Raw genomic sequence first — 15,926 nt, forward strand, 5'->3', positions numbered from 1 at the left:
CGTTCCGGCCAGGACGTTTCCTGGACTGCGAACGACATTAGGAAGGACGTCTTCGCAATGGCTTAGCGTGACTTAGCGTTCCGTGAGCAGGGCGGCCGCACGCGCCGTACCGATCCGGCAGCCCAGCTGGGTGAAGATCTCCGCCGCCACCGGACCGTGTCTGTTCACAACCTCGGTGTCACCGTCGTCGGCGGCGAGCTCGGCGGCGAGCAGCCGGGTCCACGCCTCGAGTCGCAGATATCCCTGCGGGTGAAAGGCTTCGACCGCCTGCTCGGCCAGGATCCGCGCGGTTCGCCGTTCGTCGGCGAACAACTCGACGACGGCCAGATTCAGCAAAGCACCGCCCGCGGCAGGCGCATCGTCGACCGCTTCACCGCGGTCGAGTGCCGCGCGGGTGAGCCGCCTTCCCGCCCCAGGATCGCCGGCCGCCGCGGCGAGCAGACCGAGATTGGCGAGCGTCAAACTCTCACCTCGACGGTCGCCCAGCTGCTGACGGATCCGGAGCGCTTCCCGTAGATGCTCCTCGGCCGGACCGAACAGTCCCTGGTCACGCTCGATGCAGCCGAGGTGGTTGAGGGCATGGCCGAGTCCGGATGCGTCCTCGATTCCGGTGAAGGTGTCGACGGACCGCCGTACCGCGTCCTGTGCGGCGTCCAGGTCTCGCGTCAACCGGTGTGCGTCGGCCAAGCCTGACAATGCGTAGCCGGTGCCCTGCACGGCGCCGACCCGACGACCGAGCAGGAACGTCTCCTCGAACACCGGGATCCACCGGCCGCCGACCGGCACGAGCGGTAGACACATCGTGACGGCGGGGAAGAACCGGACCGCGGTCGCGTCGAGCTGCCCCAACCGCCGTAGGCACTCTTCGAAGCGCTGCTGTGCAAGCTCGGCGTTCTCGCGGAACAGTGCGGTCATCGCGGCCAGCCCTTGCGCGGCCGCGGCGAGCGGCGCCGCGCCCAAGGAGTCGGCCTGGGTGAGCGCGTTGACGGCGGTCTGCTCGACGTCGTCGAGATCACCGCTCCCGAGCAGCAGCGTGCCGCGCAGTACCCGGTTGGTGACGAGGTCGAGCGGGTCTGCGGACTGCTCGGCGATCGCGACCGCCTCGTCGCCGAGACCGGGCAGCCGGTCGGACAAGCCGCTCCGGGCGAGCAGGATCGCCAGCGCGAAGATGGCCCGGGCTCGCTCGCGCGATGGTTCGACGGCGACCTCGAGGACACGTTCCAGCCAGCCCGCGCCTTCGGAGAAGTGGCCTCGCGCCAGCCAGTACGGCGACAGGCTGAGCCCGAGCAGCAACGCTTGCTGGTGATCATGGCGGAGCGCCCAGCCCAGCGCGCCGCGGAGATTGTCGTGGTCGGCGTCGAGGAGCTGGGGGCGTTCGACCACGACGCCGCCCTGCTCCGGATCCTCGTCGGCCGCAAGCTCCAGGAAGTGCCGGCAGTGTGCGGCCTCCATGGGTGCGGCTTCTTGCGCGGCGACCAGACGCTCGTACGCGAACTGCCGAATGGTCTCCAGGAGCCGGTACCGGGAGCGCGGCCCGTCGTGGTCGACCAGCAGCAGCGACTTGTCGACCAGGCGGCCGAGGACGTCGAGCACCTCCGGACCGGGGATCCGGTCGTCTGCACACACCTGCTCGGCGGACCGGAGCGAGAAGCTGCCGGAGAAGACCGCAAGCCGGCGCAGCAGGACCTGCTCGTCGTCCGACAGCAAGGCATGGCTCCACTCGAGCGTCGCCCGCAGGGTCGCGTGCCGGGTGACCTCGCCGGGTCGGCCCAGCAACGAAAGCGCCTCGCCGAGACGCGCGGCGATCTCCGCGGCTTCGAGGTGCGACGCGCGTGCGGCGGCCAACTCGAGGGCGAGCGGAATGCCGTCCAGACACCGGCAGATCTCCACAACGGCGGCGGCGTTGCCCGCATCGAGGACGAAGCCGGGCCGGACGTCCTGGGCTCGATCGACGAACAGCCGCACGGACGACAGCGTGCCGAGCCGGTCCAGGGCATCCGCATCCGCCGGCTCCGGAAGCTCGAGCGACGGCACCCGGAAGGTCACCTCGCCCGGAGCGTGCAACGGTTCGCGGCTGGTCGCAAGGAGGCTGACGCCCGGGCAACTTCGCCGTACTGCGCTCGCGAGGCCGGCGCAGGCCGCGAGCAGGTGCTCGCAGTTGTCGAGGACGAGAAGAAGGTTCCGCGGCGCCAGGCGGGCGATGAGGGTACGCGTCGAGTCCGGGCCGGCCGCGGGGTCGAGGCCGAGAGCGGCCGCGACGGTGTCGGCGACGAGTTGCGGATCGGCCACCGGTACGAGGTCGGCGATCCAGACGCCGTCGGGGTACGAGTCGACCAGACGGCGCGCAGCCTCCTCGGCCAACCGTGTCTTGCCCGCGCCGCCCACTCCGGTGAGGGTGACCAGCCGGCCTTGCTCCATCAGGCGATGGACGTCCGCGATCTCGCGCTCACGGCCGACGAAGCTCGTCAACGCCGGCGCGAGGTTGTGCCGTTGCTGCGCGTCGACGGTGACAGTGCCGGTCAGCAGTTCTTGGTACAGGCGCTGCGTTTCCGGGTCCGGATCGGTGCCGTACGCAGTACGCAGATCGCTTCTGAGACGTTCGTACTGCGCCAACGCCTCCGAGGAACGGCCTGTCGCCGCATGCCGCCGCATGAGGCTCCGGACGCCGTGTTCGTGCAGCGGATCGATGGCGAGGGCGCGCGTCAGGGCATCGAACGCATCCGCTTCCTGGCCCGCTGCGGCGGCCGCGTCGGCGAAGTCGACGAGAAGGTTGCCGAAGGTCGCCCGCAGTTCCTCCCGCGGCCGGACGGCCCAGTCCTCGAACCTGTCCTCCGGCAGGAGATCGCCTGCGTACGCAGCGACCGCGGCGCGCAGGTCGGCCAGGTCACCGCTGGTCCGGCCCAGTACCGCCAGCCGTTCGAACGTCCGTACGTCGACGTCGACCAGCCCGTCCGCGAGCAGTACGACGAAGTCGTCGCGCAACTCCAGCAATCCGTTGCTCGGCTCGTCGCCCGCGAGCGCCCTCCGTCCGACGTGCAGGACCTGGTGGAGATTGTTCATCGCCGACGTCGAGGCCCGGTCCGGCCACAACGCCTCGAGCAGTACGTCGCGATGCAGCCGCTGCTCGCGCGTCAACGCGAGCAGCTTGACCAGCGTCCGCGCCTTGCGCAGCCGCCACACCTTCGGATCGACGGATCGCCCCCCGCGATCGACAGCGAAACCACCGAGCAGCCGGATTCGCACCCTTCACCCTCCCCCCACGATCGTAGGCCCCACCTTCGGCGAGGATGAGCGAATGAGCCAGCGGTGGAACCACAACATCCACTACCACCCCCGCATCCTGCAGGCGGTTCCGCGGGGCGCCTCGTCTGCGTTGGACATCGGCTGCGGTGAGGGCATGCTCTCCCGGGAGCTGCGAGGCGTCGTACCGGCGGTCACCGGGATCGACCTCGATACGCCGAGCCTCGAGCTGGCACAGGGGTACGGCGACGACATCTCATACGTGCACGGCGACTTCTTGGAGTACCCGTTCGAGCCGGCGTCGTACGACGTAGTCGCCTCCGTCGCCACCCTGCACCACGTCGACGCCCGCGCGGGGTTGTTGCGGATGCGCTCGCTGCTCCGCCCGGGTGGGGTGCTGGCGGTCGTCGGTCTCGCCCGTGCGACCCTGCCACGCGACCTGCCGCGTGAGCTCGTCGGCGTAGCTGCGAACTGGGGCTACCGCGCTGCCAGGGGCTACTGGGAACACCCGTCACCAGTCGTGTGGCCGCCGCCCGTCACATTCCCGGACATGCAGTCCCTCGTCACGGAACTCCTCCCCGGCGCGACCTTCCGCCGCCACCTCCTCTTCCGCTACTCAATCACCTGGACCAGCCCACGATGACCGACGTAGTCGCCCCCGACGCCGACCTACTCGCACGCGCCATCCACACCTTCCTGAACACCGCCGCAGACGCGAGCTACCTCAAATCCCCCAACACCCTCACCTTCACAGCCCTCACCGACAACACCCTCACCGGCTGGTGCTGGGGCTACCACCTACCCCGCCCCGACGGCTCCTCAATGCTCTACCTCCACCAACTGGAGGTCCTCGAATCCCACCGATCCCAGGGCATCGGCCGCCAACTCCTCACCACCTTCATAACCACGGGCCAGTCCCTCGGCGCCACCAAAATGTTCCTAACCACCGGCGCCAACAACACCCCCGCCCGCAACCTGTACGACTCGATGGGCGGCGGCCTATCCACCCAGGGCGCAACCGTCAACTACTGGTTCCTGCTGTAGCGGCCGCCAAGTACCGCGCCAAGAACCATCTGGGTCGAGCTGAGCTGAACCGTTTGAGGGGTTGACCCCTGAGATTGTCGGTTGTCCCCTCTGCATGCGGGGTGCCAACCGACCATCTCAGGGGTCAACCCCTCAAACGCCTCTGCAGACGCCGGATGCTCTGGGGCTTCTCACCACAGGCATCGGAGGTTCTACACCTCGACACGACGGCAGGTCCCTCGGCCACGCTGATGCCCGGGGTATGAGGTAGGCGCAACCACGAGTCCGTCGACCGCAGTACCTAGAGCTTGGTGCCCATTAGTTGGTAGATGTCGTCGTGGGCGCCGGGGAGGTCGTCGTGGCCGAAGTCGGGGTAGAGGCGGGTTTCCTTGGCCGACTTGAGTTTGTTGTAGACGGCGAACTGGGTCGACGGCGGGCAGACCTGGTCTTCGAGGCCGACGAAGAGGGTTACCTCGGCCTGGATGCGCGGGGCCAGGTTCTGTACGTCGATGTAGCCGAGCGTCGTGAACACCTCGTCCTGCCGCAGATGCCGCGGGTCGCGCTTGCGGAACCACGTGACGATCTCGTCGTACGGCCCGGTCTCCAGGTTCAGGTCCCAGGTCCGCTGGTAGTCGCACAGGAACGGGAACACGCTCGCCGTGTACTTGATCGACGGTGTCAGCGCGGCGGCCACCAACGACAACCCGCCGCCCTGGCTCCAGCCCGTTGTCGCGATCCGCGCAGCGTCGACCTCAGGCAGACCGCCGATCAGCTCGGCCAGCCGCCGTGTGTCCAGGAAGATGTGCTTGTACAGCAACCCGTCGGGCCCGTCGTCGAGCCCGTGCACCAGGTGATGCTGCAACGAGAAGCTGTTGCCCGCCTGCGACGGCGTACGGAAACCGACCTGCTCCCGCACATCCAGCGCCGCGACCGTGAACCCGCGAGCCGCATACGGGAGCAGCTCGACCCACTTCGGCTGCTCACCGCCGTACCCGTGGAACAGCAGCACCGCCGGCCCGGTCGGCTCGGCGGGCCGCAGTACCTTCGCGTGCACCCGATAGCCGCCGGTGCCGTTGAAGTACAGGTGTTGCGCGGTCGCCGTGGTCAGCGGGAAGTCCGTCGCGTCGACGAATTCCGCGTCGGCCGCCACCTCATCGAGTGAGAGCAGCGCCTTGTCCCAGAACTCGTCGAAGTCCGCGGGCCGCGGATTCGTGCCCTGGTAGGTCAGTAACTCGTCGTATGACAGCTCGAAGGAAAGCACCGCATCATTCTGCGCTGTTGTTGTCCTCCGGCGTAGTCCCGTCCCAGATCGTGTATCCGTGCGCGGCGTTCAGCTTCTCGCGCAGCGTGGTCTCCAGCGCCGGGACGTGCTTGGGCGAGAGCCAGGACAGCGGCAGCAGGATCGGGTGGTCGGGCTGCTTGGTGCGCAGCACGATCGCCTCACCGTGGGTGGTCTCCACCCGCCCGACCTCGGTGACGTCGGTCCACGGCGTTCGTACGCCGCGCACCTCGATGTCCCGGTCCCGCAGCCGCGCGACCTTCGGCGGCCGGGCCAGGATCCAGAGGCCGGCGAGCACGATCACCCCGCCGAGGCTGACGAACACCGACACCGCGACAGACGGCAGCCCGAGTGCCCACAGCACCACGGCCACCCCGAGAATGATCAGCCCGGCGGCCAGGATCCCCAGGAACCGCCCTGCCCGCATCCGGTACGTCGTACGCATCGACACAGGATCTCATCTGCCGGGGGTGATCACGTCAGAAGGATTCCGTCTCCGACGAGGACGCGTTGCCGAGCGGGGTCTTGGCCAGGCTGATCGTCCAGTTGTACGAGCCGTCGAAGACGTCGTCGAACTTCTGGTACGAGCAGTTCTCGGTGAAGCGGTGGTTCTTCGCGTCCCAGTCCGTGCCGGACTTGAAGTAGACCCAGTAGTCCTGGCTGCGGATCCCGTTCAGCCGCGTGGTCTTGTTCGCCCGGACGTAGATCGAGGCCTGCGGCTGCCGCGGGTTGCTGCCGGCGATGACGATCACCACGTCGTCGCCGGCGTTGGTGATCTCGAGCGAGCCGGATCCGCGCGAACCGGACCGCTGGAACACGTCACCGTTCTGGCCGCGGCCTCCGAGCACGGCCGGCGCGACCGGCTTCGCCGGGATCGAGAGCGCACCGAACTTCACACCCTTGCCGATCGACTTCTGCACGCTCTGCGCGAGCCCGGCGAACGCGGTCCGCACACCGTCCTTGGCCTCGTACAGCCGGAGATCCGGTGCCTTCGGCAACCCGCAGCTGGTCTTCGTCTCGCCGGCCTTGGACAGCTCCGTGCTCACGTCCCCGGCGTACGCGTCGAAGGCATCGAGTACGGCGGGATGCGCCGTCACCAGGCCGCGCGGCGGAGTGATCTTCGCGAGCGCGCTCCGCTCGAGTACGGCGGCAGCGGCGAGCTGACTGCGGGCGGCGTCGAACGCCGGGACCGTCTTCGCGTTCATCACCCGGGCGACGGACGGCTTGAGCACCTTCTCGACGTTCGTCAGCGCTCGCTGGTACATCGGCACCGACAGCGCCACCACACTCGGGGTGGGCTTCGGCGTGGGCGCCGCCGACGTGGGCGGGGCGCTCGTCTTCGTCGGCGTACCGCCGGCCACGGGCGCGTCGCCCTTCTCCGGCTCACTGCTGCAGCCCGCACAGGCCAGCACTGCAGCTCCGACCACAACCGCCAGCGAACGCCTCACAGTCACCCCCAGGTGTGACTCTTTTTCACTTTGGACCAATACTTCCGCGCCGGGGGTTCAATCAACCGAATTTGTCTCAGTTACCGGTCTGGCTCGGGTTGTAGGCGCACGCGTCGTTCAGGTTCTCCGCCGTCCCCGGGGTGGTGGGGGTGGTCTTCGTCGGCGTCGGCTTCTTCGTCGTCGTCCCGGTGGTCGGCTTCTTGGTCGGCTTCGGCGTCGACGCGACCGGGTTGGTCTGCGCGCTGAGCGACTTCTGGATGATCTCCTGCATCGCCGTGTAGTCCGGGTTCTTACCGGTCGGGAAGTTCTTGTTCTTGTCCAGGTCGATGTTGGTGACCTTGGCGTTCTTCACCTTCAGCCCGAGCTGGGTGAACGCCCCCAGGATCTCCTGCGGGATGTCGGTGCGCAGCAGCTGCTTGCCGGCCGAGGCGATCTCCTGGTACTTCGTCACCAGCGTCGTCGGGTTCACGCTGTTCACCAGGGCGTGGATCGTGCAGCGCTGCCGCTCCTGCCGCGACGGGTCGCTCAGGCCGTACCGACCGCGCGCGAACCACAGCGCGTGGTACCCGTCGAGCTTCTGGTTCGGACCCGGCTCGATGTACCCGCTCGGCTTCTTCTCGGTGTTCGACCCCGGACCTTCGCCGTAGTCACCGCCGATCGGCACCCGGTAGTTCACGTTCACCGTGATCCCGCCGACCGCGTCGATGATCTGCCGGAAGCCGGCCAGGTTCACCTGCATGTAGTAGTCGATGTCCAGGCCGAGCGCCGCGCTGGCGGCCAGCTTGACCACGTCCGCGCCCTCGTTGTCGGTCTGGCCGAGGATCCCCGGATGCTGCCTGGGGATGTTGTCGTACATCGCGTCCAGGTAGTACTCCGGCTGCTCCACGTTGCCCTTGCTCGGATCCCAGAAGCCGTCCGGGTACACCTTGTGCAGCGGCGAGTCCTCCGGGAACGGCATCCGCATCCAGTTCCGGCTGAGCGAGATCAGCGCGGTGTTGCCGGTCTTGGTGTCGATACTCGCCACGATCACCGTGTCGGTACGGACACCCGTCCGGCCCACGCCGTCATCGGCGCCGAGCAGCAGCAGATTCAGCCGCGGGGTCTTCGCCCACGGGTCGCTCGCGTTGGTCACCTTCGGCCGGGTCGCGCTCTTGGAGTTGCCCTCGGACTGGAACACGCTGCCGACCAGGTCCCGCTGCGCCATCACGGTCTGCGCAGCGACGGTCGTCGGTACGACGATCCCGAAACACAGCAACCCGACGAACATCGACCCCACCAGCCGGCTCGTGTAGGTCATGCTGACCGGGCGGAGCAGCTTGTGGGACGCGACCACGACCCAGATCCACAGCCCGCCCAGCAATACGACGGCGCCGGTCGCGACCAGCAACTGCCGCGGCGACACCGCCAGCGCCAGCACCGAGTCGCGCTGCGTCAGACCGACGTACGCCGCGATCAGCAGCAGGCCGACGCTGATCGTCAGCACGAACGCGCCGAGCTTCTTCCGGCCGCCCATCAACAGGCCGGAGCCCGGAACGAGGGCGCTCAACAGGGTCAGGCCGATCGCCTTCGAGGCCGTCCTGGTCCGATGCGAACGTTGCCGGGACCGGCTGGCACGAGGCGCTGCCCTCCGACCGGCTGCGCGAGTACTCCGCGACATGGCTCCGTTCCTTGATCGACGACAAGGCGACCCTCCGTCGGCCGCTCGCAGCGGCCCACGGTACTTCAGACGCCCACGGCACCCAGTTGGTTGACGTGATGCTGGCGACCCCCGTCGATGCCGCCACAGTACAGGGGCCCTGGGCTACTGCCCCAACGTACCGCCCCCGCCACCGAGAGTGTCCGGCACGCGGTGGCGCACCCGCTTTGCCGCCGAGCCGGTCGAGCGGATAGTCTTGGCCGTCGTCGTGTCCCCCGCGTGGGGATCGTCGGAGGAGGCGTCGCCTAGTCCGGTCGATGGCGCCCGCCTGCTAAGCGGGTTGAGGGTAATCCCCTCTCGCGGGTTCAAATCCCGCCGCCTCCGCTCCTTGGAGCTCCCTGTCTGCGGAAAGCGCAGACCAGGGAGCTCCGGCATTTTCCGGGGGTGCAACCCCCGGGGCCCGCCCGGAGGGGCTCCGCCCCCGGACCGCCGGTGGGTGCGTGGCTGGGTTTGCGGGTTAGTGGGGCTTTGCTTGTGCGATTTGTTCTACCGTGCGTGGGGTCATTGGTTCTGGGGAGATGATCAGATGGGCTACGCCTAGCTTCTCGTAGGCCGCCAGGGCCTCGGGGAGATCTTGGATCTCGATGGCGCGGGGGTCCGGGTCGGCGACTGGTGGCTGGTTCGGGTCTCGGACTACTACGCCGACTGTTGGGGTTACCGCGTCGGTGGGTTTGCCGGCGGTCTCGATTGCCTTGCGGAGGATGTCGAGGCGCTCTTCGACCTTGGCGTCGGCGGGGCCGTACCAGGCTGTGTTCCATAGGTCTGCCCACTCGGCGGTCAGGCGCATCATGCGGGGGCGGTGGCCGGCGATCAGGATGGGGATGCGGTGGGGCGGGGCTGGGTCCAGGTTGGCGTCCTGGACCTTGTAGTAGGTGCCGTTGTAGGTGACCGTTTCGCCGCGGATCAGGCGTGCAACGATTTCCAGCCATTCTTCGAAGCGGCCTACTCGGTGGTCTGTGGGGAGGCCGAAGGCTTCGTATTCGGGGTCGTGCCAGCCGGCGCCGACGCCGAGGATGAGGCGGCCGGCGGAGACCTCGTCGAGGGTGGCGGCCATCTTGGCGGTCAGGCCCGGGTCCCGGAACGAGGCGCAGAGGACCATGTTGCCCAGCTCCACGCGGGACGTGACTGCCGCGACCGCGGTCAGGAGGGTCCACGACTCGTGCATGCCGAAGATCTGTCCCTGCGGGTCGCGATAGAGGAAGTGGTCCGCGATCCAGACCGAGTCCAGCCCACTCTGGTCAGCTGCCTCGGCAACCGCTCGCACGTCCTTCCAGCCCGGCATCCCGCCGCCAGGCCCATCGCCCGCTCCCAGCGGCAACATCACACCGATCTTCATGCCCATGGTCCTACCCCTCCGATCTTGCCGTCGGGGTTGATCGTCACCAGGTGACCGAGGGCGTTCGATTCGAGCACGGCTCGCGCGCTCTCAGGGATTCGCATGTGGTCAACGTAGTTGGATCATGGCGGCATGAGGAGGCCGTATCCGGATCGGGCGGCGGCCGGCGAAGTGCTGGCCGGCGAGCTTGGGCAGGTCAGCGGTTCTGTGCTGGTCCTGGGGCTCGCGCGCGGCGGCGTACCCGTCGCGGCGCCGGTTGCGGACGCCCTGGACGCGGAGCTCGACGTACTGATCGTGCGCAAGCTGGGCCTGCCGGGGCAGCCGGAGTTGGCGATGGGCGCGATCGCCGGCGTCGGCGACGACCTGCACGTGGTCCGCAACGAGCCGATCGCGCGGGGCGTCGAGCCGGAAGCGCTGGAGGCGGTACGACGGCGGGAGCTGCGGGAGCTGCACCGGCGCGAACAGGCGTACCGCGACGACCGGCCGCCGATCGACGTACAGGATCGGGTGGTGGTCCTCGTCGACGACGGGCTGGCGACCGGCTCGACGATGCGAGCAGCGGTGGAGGCGGTACGGCGGCAGCGGCCGGCGCGCGTGATCGTCGCCGTACCCGTGGGTGGTGTGGACAGTTGTCGGCAGCTGGCCCAGATCGCCGACCAGGTGGTGTGCGCGTGGATCCCGCGGTACTTCAACGCTGTCGGCCAGGCGTACCGGGACTTCTCGTCGGTGAGCGACGGCGAGGTGCGGCGGGTGCTGGCCGACAGCACAGCGCGGCGCCCCCGCTCGTGAGCAGAGGCGCCGCGCTGTGGGTCCGGCCGCCGGCTTCCGACTCGGCGGCCGAAGTCAGGTCAGGACCGAGTCAGCCCAGCCGGGCCTTGAGGTTGTCGAGCTCGACCTTGAGCTCGGTCGGCACGGTGTCGCCGAGCTTGGCGAACCACTCCTCGATCAGCGGGATCTCGGCCTTCCACTCCTCGGCGTTCACGTCGAGCGCGATCTCGAGGTCCTGCGCGGTCATGTCCAGCCCCGCGACGTCGAGCGCGTCCGCGGCCGGCACCCGGCCGATCGGGGTCTCGACCGCGGCCGCCTGGCCCTCGAGCCGCTCGATGACCCACTTCAGCACCCGGCTGTTCTCACCGAAGCCAGGCCAGACGAACTTGCCCGCGTCGTCCTTGCGGAACCAGTTCACGTAGAAGATCTTCGGCAGCTGCGCCGCGTCGTGCTGCTTGCCGACGGTCAGCCAGTGGTCGAAGTACTGTCCGGCGTCGTACCCGAGGAACGGCAGCATCGCCATCGGGTCCCGCCGCACGACGCCGACCTGGCCGACCGCCGCGGCCGTGGTCTCCGACGACAGCGTCGCGCCCATGAACACCCCGTGCGCCCAGTCCCGCGACTCGGTCACCAGCGGGACCGTGGTGGCGCGGCGGCCGCCGAAGATGATCGCGGAGATCGGTACGCCGTTCGGGTCGTCGTACTCGTCGGCGAGGATCGGGCACTGCTCGATCGGCGTGCAGAACCGGCTGTTCGGGTGGCTCGACAGCTCACCGTTGTCCGGCGTCCACTCGCGGCCCTTCCAGTCGGTCAGGTGGTCCGGCGGGGTCGGCGAGTAGCCCTCCCACCAGACGTCGCCGTCGTCGGTCAGGGCGACGTTGGTGAAGACCGAGTTGCCCTTCTCGATCGTGCGCATCGCGTTCGGGTTCGTCTTCCAACCGGTGCCGGGGGCAACACCGAACAGGCCGAACTCCGGGTTCACCGCGTACAGCCGGCCGTCCTTGCCGAACCGCATCCAGGCGATGTCGTCGCCGAGCGTCTCGACCTCCCAGCCCTCGAGCGTCGGGTCGAGCATCGCCAGGTTGGTCTTGCCGCAGGCGCTCGGGAACGCGGCCGCGACGTAGTGGACCTTCTTCTCCGGCGAGATCAGCTTGAGGATCAGCATGTGCTCGGCCAGCCAGCCCTCGTCGCGGGCCATCGCGCTCGCGATCCGCAGCGAGTAGCACTTCTTCCCGAGCAGCGAGTTGCCGCCGTAGCCCGATCCGTAGGACCAGATCGCGCGCTCTTCCGGGAACTGCACGATGTACTTCTCGTCGTTGCACGGCCACGGCACGTCCTGCTGACCCGGCGCGAGCGGTGCGCCGACCGAGTGCAGACACGGCACGTACGGCGCGTCCTCGCCCAGCTTGGCCAGTACGTCGGCGCCGGTGCGGCACATGATCCGCATCGACGCGACGACGTACGCGGAGTCGGTGATCTCGACGCCGAACATCGGCTTCTCCGCCGTCAGCGGACCCATGCAGAACGGGACGACGTACATCGTCCGGCCGCGCATCGAACCGCGGTACAGCTCCGTCAGCGTCGCCTTCATCTCGGCCGGAGCGACCCAGTTGTTGGTCGGGCCCGCGTCCTTCTCGTCGACCGAGCAGATGAACGTCCGCTGCTCGACCCGGGCCACGTCACTCGGGTCGGTGCGGACCCAGAACGAGTTCGGCTTCTTCTCGTCGTTCAGCCGGACCATGGTGCCGCCGGCGATCAGCTCGTTCGTCAGCTTGGTGTACTCCGCGTCCGACCCGTCGACCCAGTGGATCCGGTCGGGCTGCGTGAGCTCGGCGACCTCGGCCACCCAGTTCAGCAGACCAGCGTGCTGGGTCGGGGCCTTGGTCAGGTCGTACGGCGTGGGGGCTTCGCCGGGGAGGGGGTCCTTGGTGGCTGCGGTGGTGGCGGTCTCGGTATGGGTCGGGCTGGCGGTAGTCGTCATTCGCGGCTCATTCCCTCTCGGCTGTCCGGCCCGGCGACGTTCGGCCCCTCGACGCTGAAAGGCGGGTACGGCGTCCGGCCGCCGGGGTCTCCGGCGGTTCGATGCAGCTGGCTGGCGGTGTGATCTCTCGCATACCAGTGCGGCCAGTGGGCGTATACCAGTGTGCAAGTGGTACTACGGTACGCGACCGACCCAAGGGCTGTGAACCACCAGAAAGTGAACCCGGTCACAAAGTTTTCGCGACAATCGCTTTCCGGCGCCGCTTGTGAAAAAGAGAACGGCCCGCGCTGTTCGCGCGGGCCGTGTCAGCAGATTTTGCGGTCGATCAACTGGTCTGCCGCCAGATGTCGTTGACGACCCGCTGGATGTCCGGCGTCTCGGCGACCTGGCCGTAGACCATCGCGCCGACCAGCCACCACTGCCCGCCGCTCTGGAACGCGCGCGTCATCGTGATCGTGTACGGCGCCTTCGTCGACACCGTCAGCCAGGTCTTCGCGTCCTTCGCGGTGGCCGGCGTGGTCGTCTTGTAGATCTTCGTCCACAGCTGATCGAACGACGGCCGGTCGGCCAGGCACTGCGCCAGGCTCACACACGGATGCAGCGCGAGCTGCGCCTGGAACGAGTTCTTCAGGCCGTTCGGGTCGTACTCGGTGGCGGTCACGATCTTCCGCAGCACCACCTGCGAGGACTCACCCAGCCGGACCACCTGCGGCGGCCGCGGCCAGCCGAGCGCGAACGGCAGTTCGGCGTTCGCGACGACCTGGAGGTCGGCGCCGGCCGGGTACGCCGCGCCGAAGACGCCGGCCGATCCGTCCGGACGCTTGTACGGCGCGGTCGTCACCAGGGTGATCGGCGGGATCAGGACCTTGGCCGGGAACGCCTCCGGGCTGACTGCCGGCGCCGGAGCGGCGTCGAGCGGATCGTCCTTCTTCACCGCGCTGCCGATCGCGGACCCGATGGAGTACGTGATGCTGAAGACGATCAGGACGACGACCGCGACGACGGCGTAGATCCAGGAGCCGATCTTGCGGCTGTACTGCCGGGCGACGTCGATCTTCGACTGCTCGGTCTGCGCCGGCTGGGTCTGCGGTTGCTGCGGACGGTCGACGTACGACGGGATGGTTGCGGCGTTGGCGGTCGCGGTTGCCGGGGTGGTGTGGTCGGTGTCGGGGAGCGGGAGAGGCGGCGGCGTTGCGCCGTACCCGCTGAGCTGCTCGCGGATCGCTTGCAGCGACTGTTCGTCGTTCCCGATGATCCCGTCGAGCGGGTCGATCAGCCGCTCGGCGCCGGTCTGCCCGGGGATGAGTTGGGTGATCGCGTACGGGCGGCTGGAGTTGAAGTTGGCCGCCCAGAGCGGGGTCTCCTGCCGGCCGGGCACGAGCGCGGCGTCGCGGCTCGCCCGGGTCAGCCGGTCCACGACGGTCTCGTCGCGGGCGCCGTCCTCGCTCAGCACCAGCGCGATGATCTCCATCCCCGTGAACGTGCGGCCGTGCCACAGCTCCGCGAGCGGGTGCTCGAGCAGCCGCTGGTCGAGCTGGTAGCCCGGGATCTCCGGCGTACTCATTTGCTCTCCCAGATGGCCCGGTCCGCCAGCGCCAGCGCCGCCTTCTGCGCCACATCCGGGTCCACCGGATAGGCGGTGTAGTCCACTTGTACGACGGTGTCCGCGCGCTGCACCAACGCGTGCACCGTCCACGTCTCACCGGCCAGGCCGGTCGCGGTCCGCTCGATCTTGGTCGGATACGGGCGGTTCTCGGCGAGCGTCTTCATCGGCGACCGGGTGAAGTTCTTCTTCGCGGTCTGCGTCGGCGTGAACGGCACGTTCCCGGCGCCCGCGTCCTGCCCGCCGTACGGCGTGATGGTGATCTTCACGCTCGCCGCCGTGTACGCCCGCGCCTGCGCCCGGGAGCCGGCCGCGTCGCAGATGATCGTCGTACTCCCGACCTGCGTCAGCGCCACCGGCGCGTTTGATGCCTTCGGCAACAGGCTGGACACGTCCCCGATCCGCGCACACAGATCCGCCGGCATCGCCCGCGCCGGCACGATGTCCGCGGGTGTCACCGGTTCCCCCACCGCCCACCCGATCCCACCGCCCGCGATCGCAGCCACCCCACACCCGATCGCCGTACCCCGCACCAGTCGACTACCCATGCCCGCGACCTTAACCACGCGGAGGTCCTCCCTAACCCATCAGGCAACCCTCCTGAGACGCAGCGTCCTCCGAGCCAGTTCCAACCAACCGCGATCCGCCCCACGCTTGCCAGCGGCATCCGAAGTCGCATCCGCCTGACGGGCTGATCCGCCGCAGGTGAGCCAGCCGGCTAGGCGAGCAGTGTCTTGACGGAACCGCCGGACTCGGTGAGCTTCGTGCCGAGGCCTTTCAGGGCGTCGCCGACGTTGGCGAGGATGTCGGACAGCTCCTGCAGATTCCCGGCCAGGCTCTCGACCTCGGTCGCGACGCCGCCGATCTGCCCGCTCCCGTCGTTCAGTCTTTTCGCCGCCGCGTCGCCGATCCCGGGGATCTTGTCCAGCTCGCCCGCCAGCCCGGACAGCATCCCGGCAGCGTCCTTGAGCCTGTCCTTGGCCGCGTTCATCGTGCCGGCGCTCCCGGTCAGCGCCTTCCGAGCGCCACCCTCGCCGTCATCCCCGACCAACGCCCCAGCAGCCTTCGCCGCCTGCTCCCCGGCTTCCGCGAGCCCGGTCCCGATCGTCTTCAGCAGCTCCGGCAGCTTCCCGATGAACCCGACCGCGCCATCGGGCAGCCCTCGCACGAGCTCCAGGACCTTCTGGAAGTCGTCCGAGTTCTCCATCACGAACCCGACCGCCTTCTTCACGTCCCCCAGATCACGCCCGCCCAGCAAGTCCTCGATACCCATGCGCGGATCGTAGAGCTCAAAGCACCCCCAGTGCCCCCACCGCGCCGCCCTCCAGAGCCGATTGGCCTACACCCACCCCCTCCATGTATCGTTACTCGACGTTGTCCAGCGCTCGTAGCTCAACGGATAGAGCATCTGACTACGGATCAGAAGGTTGGGGGTTCGAATCCCTCCGAGCGCGCAAACCGAAGCCCAGGCAGATCCCACCTGACCTGGGCTTTTGCATGTCCGGAGTGAACGGCAGGCTGCGGCTGTCCCGCTCGCCGCGGCGTCCGGCGT

The 15,926-nt window shown here is 68.6% G+C and carries 13 protein-coding genes and 2 tRNA genes; 5 read left to right on the forward strand and 10 right to left on the reverse strand.

The genetic code is table 11. The features are described 5' to 3' along the window. Positions 1 to 72 precede the first annotated feature (72 nt). Positions 73 to 3,243: a BTAD domain-containing putative transcriptional regulator gene (locus tag OHA18_RS15915; RefSeq protein ID WP_329004867.1), complete on the reverse strand. Its 3,171-nt coding sequence runs from the start codon at positions 3,241 to 3,243 to the stop codon at positions 73 to 75. Between the two features lie 52 nt (positions 3,244 to 3,295). Between OHA18_RS15915 and OHA18_RS15920 the strand changes: the two genes are divergently transcribed. Together OHA18_RS15920 and OHA18_RS15925 are read left to right on the forward strand one after the other, a co-directional pair. Further along, on the forward strand, positions 3,296 to 3,883 hold the full coding sequence (locus tag OHA18_RS15920) for a class I SAM-dependent methyltransferase (protein ID WP_329004868.1): 588 nt from the start codon (positions 3,296 to 3,298) through the stop codon (positions 3,881 to 3,883). Next, the gene (locus OHA18_RS15925; RefSeq protein WP_329004869.1) at positions 3,880 to 4,284 is read left to right on the forward strand and encodes a GNAT family N-acetyltransferase; all 405 of its coding nucleotides are present in this window, start codon (positions 3,880 to 3,882) and stop codon (positions 4,282 to 4,284) included. Before OHA18_RS15920 ends, OHA18_RS15925 begins: the two co-directional genes overlap by 4 nt. A gap of 280 nt (positions 4,285 to 4,564) precedes the next feature. Here OHA18_RS15925 and OHA18_RS15930 read toward each other — a convergent pair whose 3' ends face one another. From OHA18_RS15930 to OHA18_RS15945, 4 genes are all read right to left on the reverse strand, one after another. Continuing rightward, entirely contained in the window at positions 4,565 to 5,524 is a 960-nt protein-coding gene (locus OHA18_RS15930) for an acetylxylan esterase (RefSeq protein WP_329004870.1), read from the reverse strand. Between the two features lie 4 nt (positions 5,525 to 5,528). Continuing rightward, complete coding sequence (locus OHA18_RS15935; protein WP_329004871.1) at positions 5,529 to 5,987, reverse strand: hypothetical protein; 459 nt, start codon at positions 5,985 to 5,987, stop codon at positions 5,529 to 5,531. A gap of 34 nt (positions 5,988 to 6,021) precedes the next feature. Further along, complete coding sequence (locus OHA18_RS15940; RefSeq protein ID WP_329004872.1) at positions 6,022 to 6,990, reverse strand: hypothetical protein; 969 nt, start codon at positions 6,988 to 6,990, stop codon at positions 6,022 to 6,024. 76 nt (positions 6,991 to 7,066) lie between these two features. After that, on the reverse strand, positions 7,067 to 8,536 hold the full coding sequence (locus tag OHA18_RS15945) for an LCP family protein (RefSeq protein ID WP_329004873.1): 1,470 nt from the start codon (positions 8,534 to 8,536) through the stop codon (positions 7,067 to 7,069). 384 nt (positions 8,537 to 8,920) lie between these two features. Here OHA18_RS15945 and OHA18_RS15950 point away from each other — a divergent pair. Then, a tRNA-Ser gene (locus tag OHA18_RS15950) sits at positions 8,921 to 9,010 on the forward strand. 133 nt (positions 9,011 to 9,143) lie between these two features. Here the strand turns inward: OHA18_RS15950 and OHA18_RS15955 are convergent. Continuing rightward, a complete protein-coding gene (locus OHA18_RS15955; RefSeq protein WP_329004874.1) occupies positions 9,144 to 10,022 on the reverse strand; it encodes an LLM class flavin-dependent oxidoreductase in 879 nt (292 codons plus the stop codon). Positions 10,023 to 10,154: 132 nt separating this feature from the next. On the opposite strand from OHA18_RS15955, the gene OHA18_RS15960 reads away from it, so the two are divergent. Further along, positions 10,155 to 10,811, forward strand: coding sequence for a phosphoribosyltransferase (locus OHA18_RS15960; RefSeq protein ID WP_329004876.1), 657 nt, complete (start codon positions 10,155 to 10,157; stop codon positions 10,809 to 10,811). Between the two features lie 70 nt (positions 10,812 to 10,881). Here OHA18_RS15960 and OHA18_RS15965 read toward each other — a convergent pair whose 3' ends face one another. The 4 genes from OHA18_RS15965 to OHA18_RS15980 all read right to left on the reverse strand — a co-directional run bounded on the left by OHA18_RS15965 (position 10,882) and on the right by OHA18_RS15980 (position 15,647). Beyond that, complete coding sequence (locus tag OHA18_RS15965) at positions 10,882 to 12,771, reverse strand: phosphoenolpyruvate carboxykinase (GTP) (RefSeq protein WP_329004877.1); 1,890 nt, start codon at positions 12,769 to 12,771, stop codon at positions 10,882 to 10,884. A 325-nt stretch (positions 12,772 to 13,096) separates the two neighbouring features. Continuing rightward, on the reverse strand, positions 13,097 to 14,335 hold the full coding sequence (locus OHA18_RS15970) for a hypothetical protein (protein WP_329004878.1): 1,239 nt from the start codon (positions 14,333 to 14,335) through the stop codon (positions 13,097 to 13,099). Next, positions 14,332 to 14,922 carry a hypothetical protein gene (locus tag OHA18_RS15975; RefSeq protein WP_329004879.1) on the reverse strand — a complete coding sequence of 197 codons (591 nt, stop codon included), beginning with the start codon at positions 14,920 to 14,922 and terminating at the stop codon, positions 14,332 to 14,334. Before OHA18_RS15975 ends, OHA18_RS15970 begins: the two co-directional genes overlap by 4 nt. A gap of 170 nt (positions 14,923 to 15,092) precedes the next feature. Continuing rightward, positions 15,093 to 15,647 (reverse strand): hypothetical protein, encoded by a 555-nt coding sequence (locus tag OHA18_RS15980; RefSeq protein WP_329004880.1) that lies wholly within the window; start codon positions 15,645 to 15,647, stop codon positions 15,093 to 15,095. A gap of 108 nt (positions 15,648 to 15,755) precedes the next feature. Here OHA18_RS15980 and OHA18_RS15985 point away from each other — a divergent pair. Beyond that, positions 15,756 to 15,828: transfer RNA gene (locus OHA18_RS15985), tRNA-Arg, on the forward strand. Positions 15,829 to 15,926 lie beyond the last annotated feature (98 nt).

The organism is Kribbella sp. NBC_00709, assembly GCF_036226565.1.
Lineage (GTDB): Bacteria > Actinomycetota > Actinomycetes > Propionibacteriales > Kribbellaceae > Kribbella.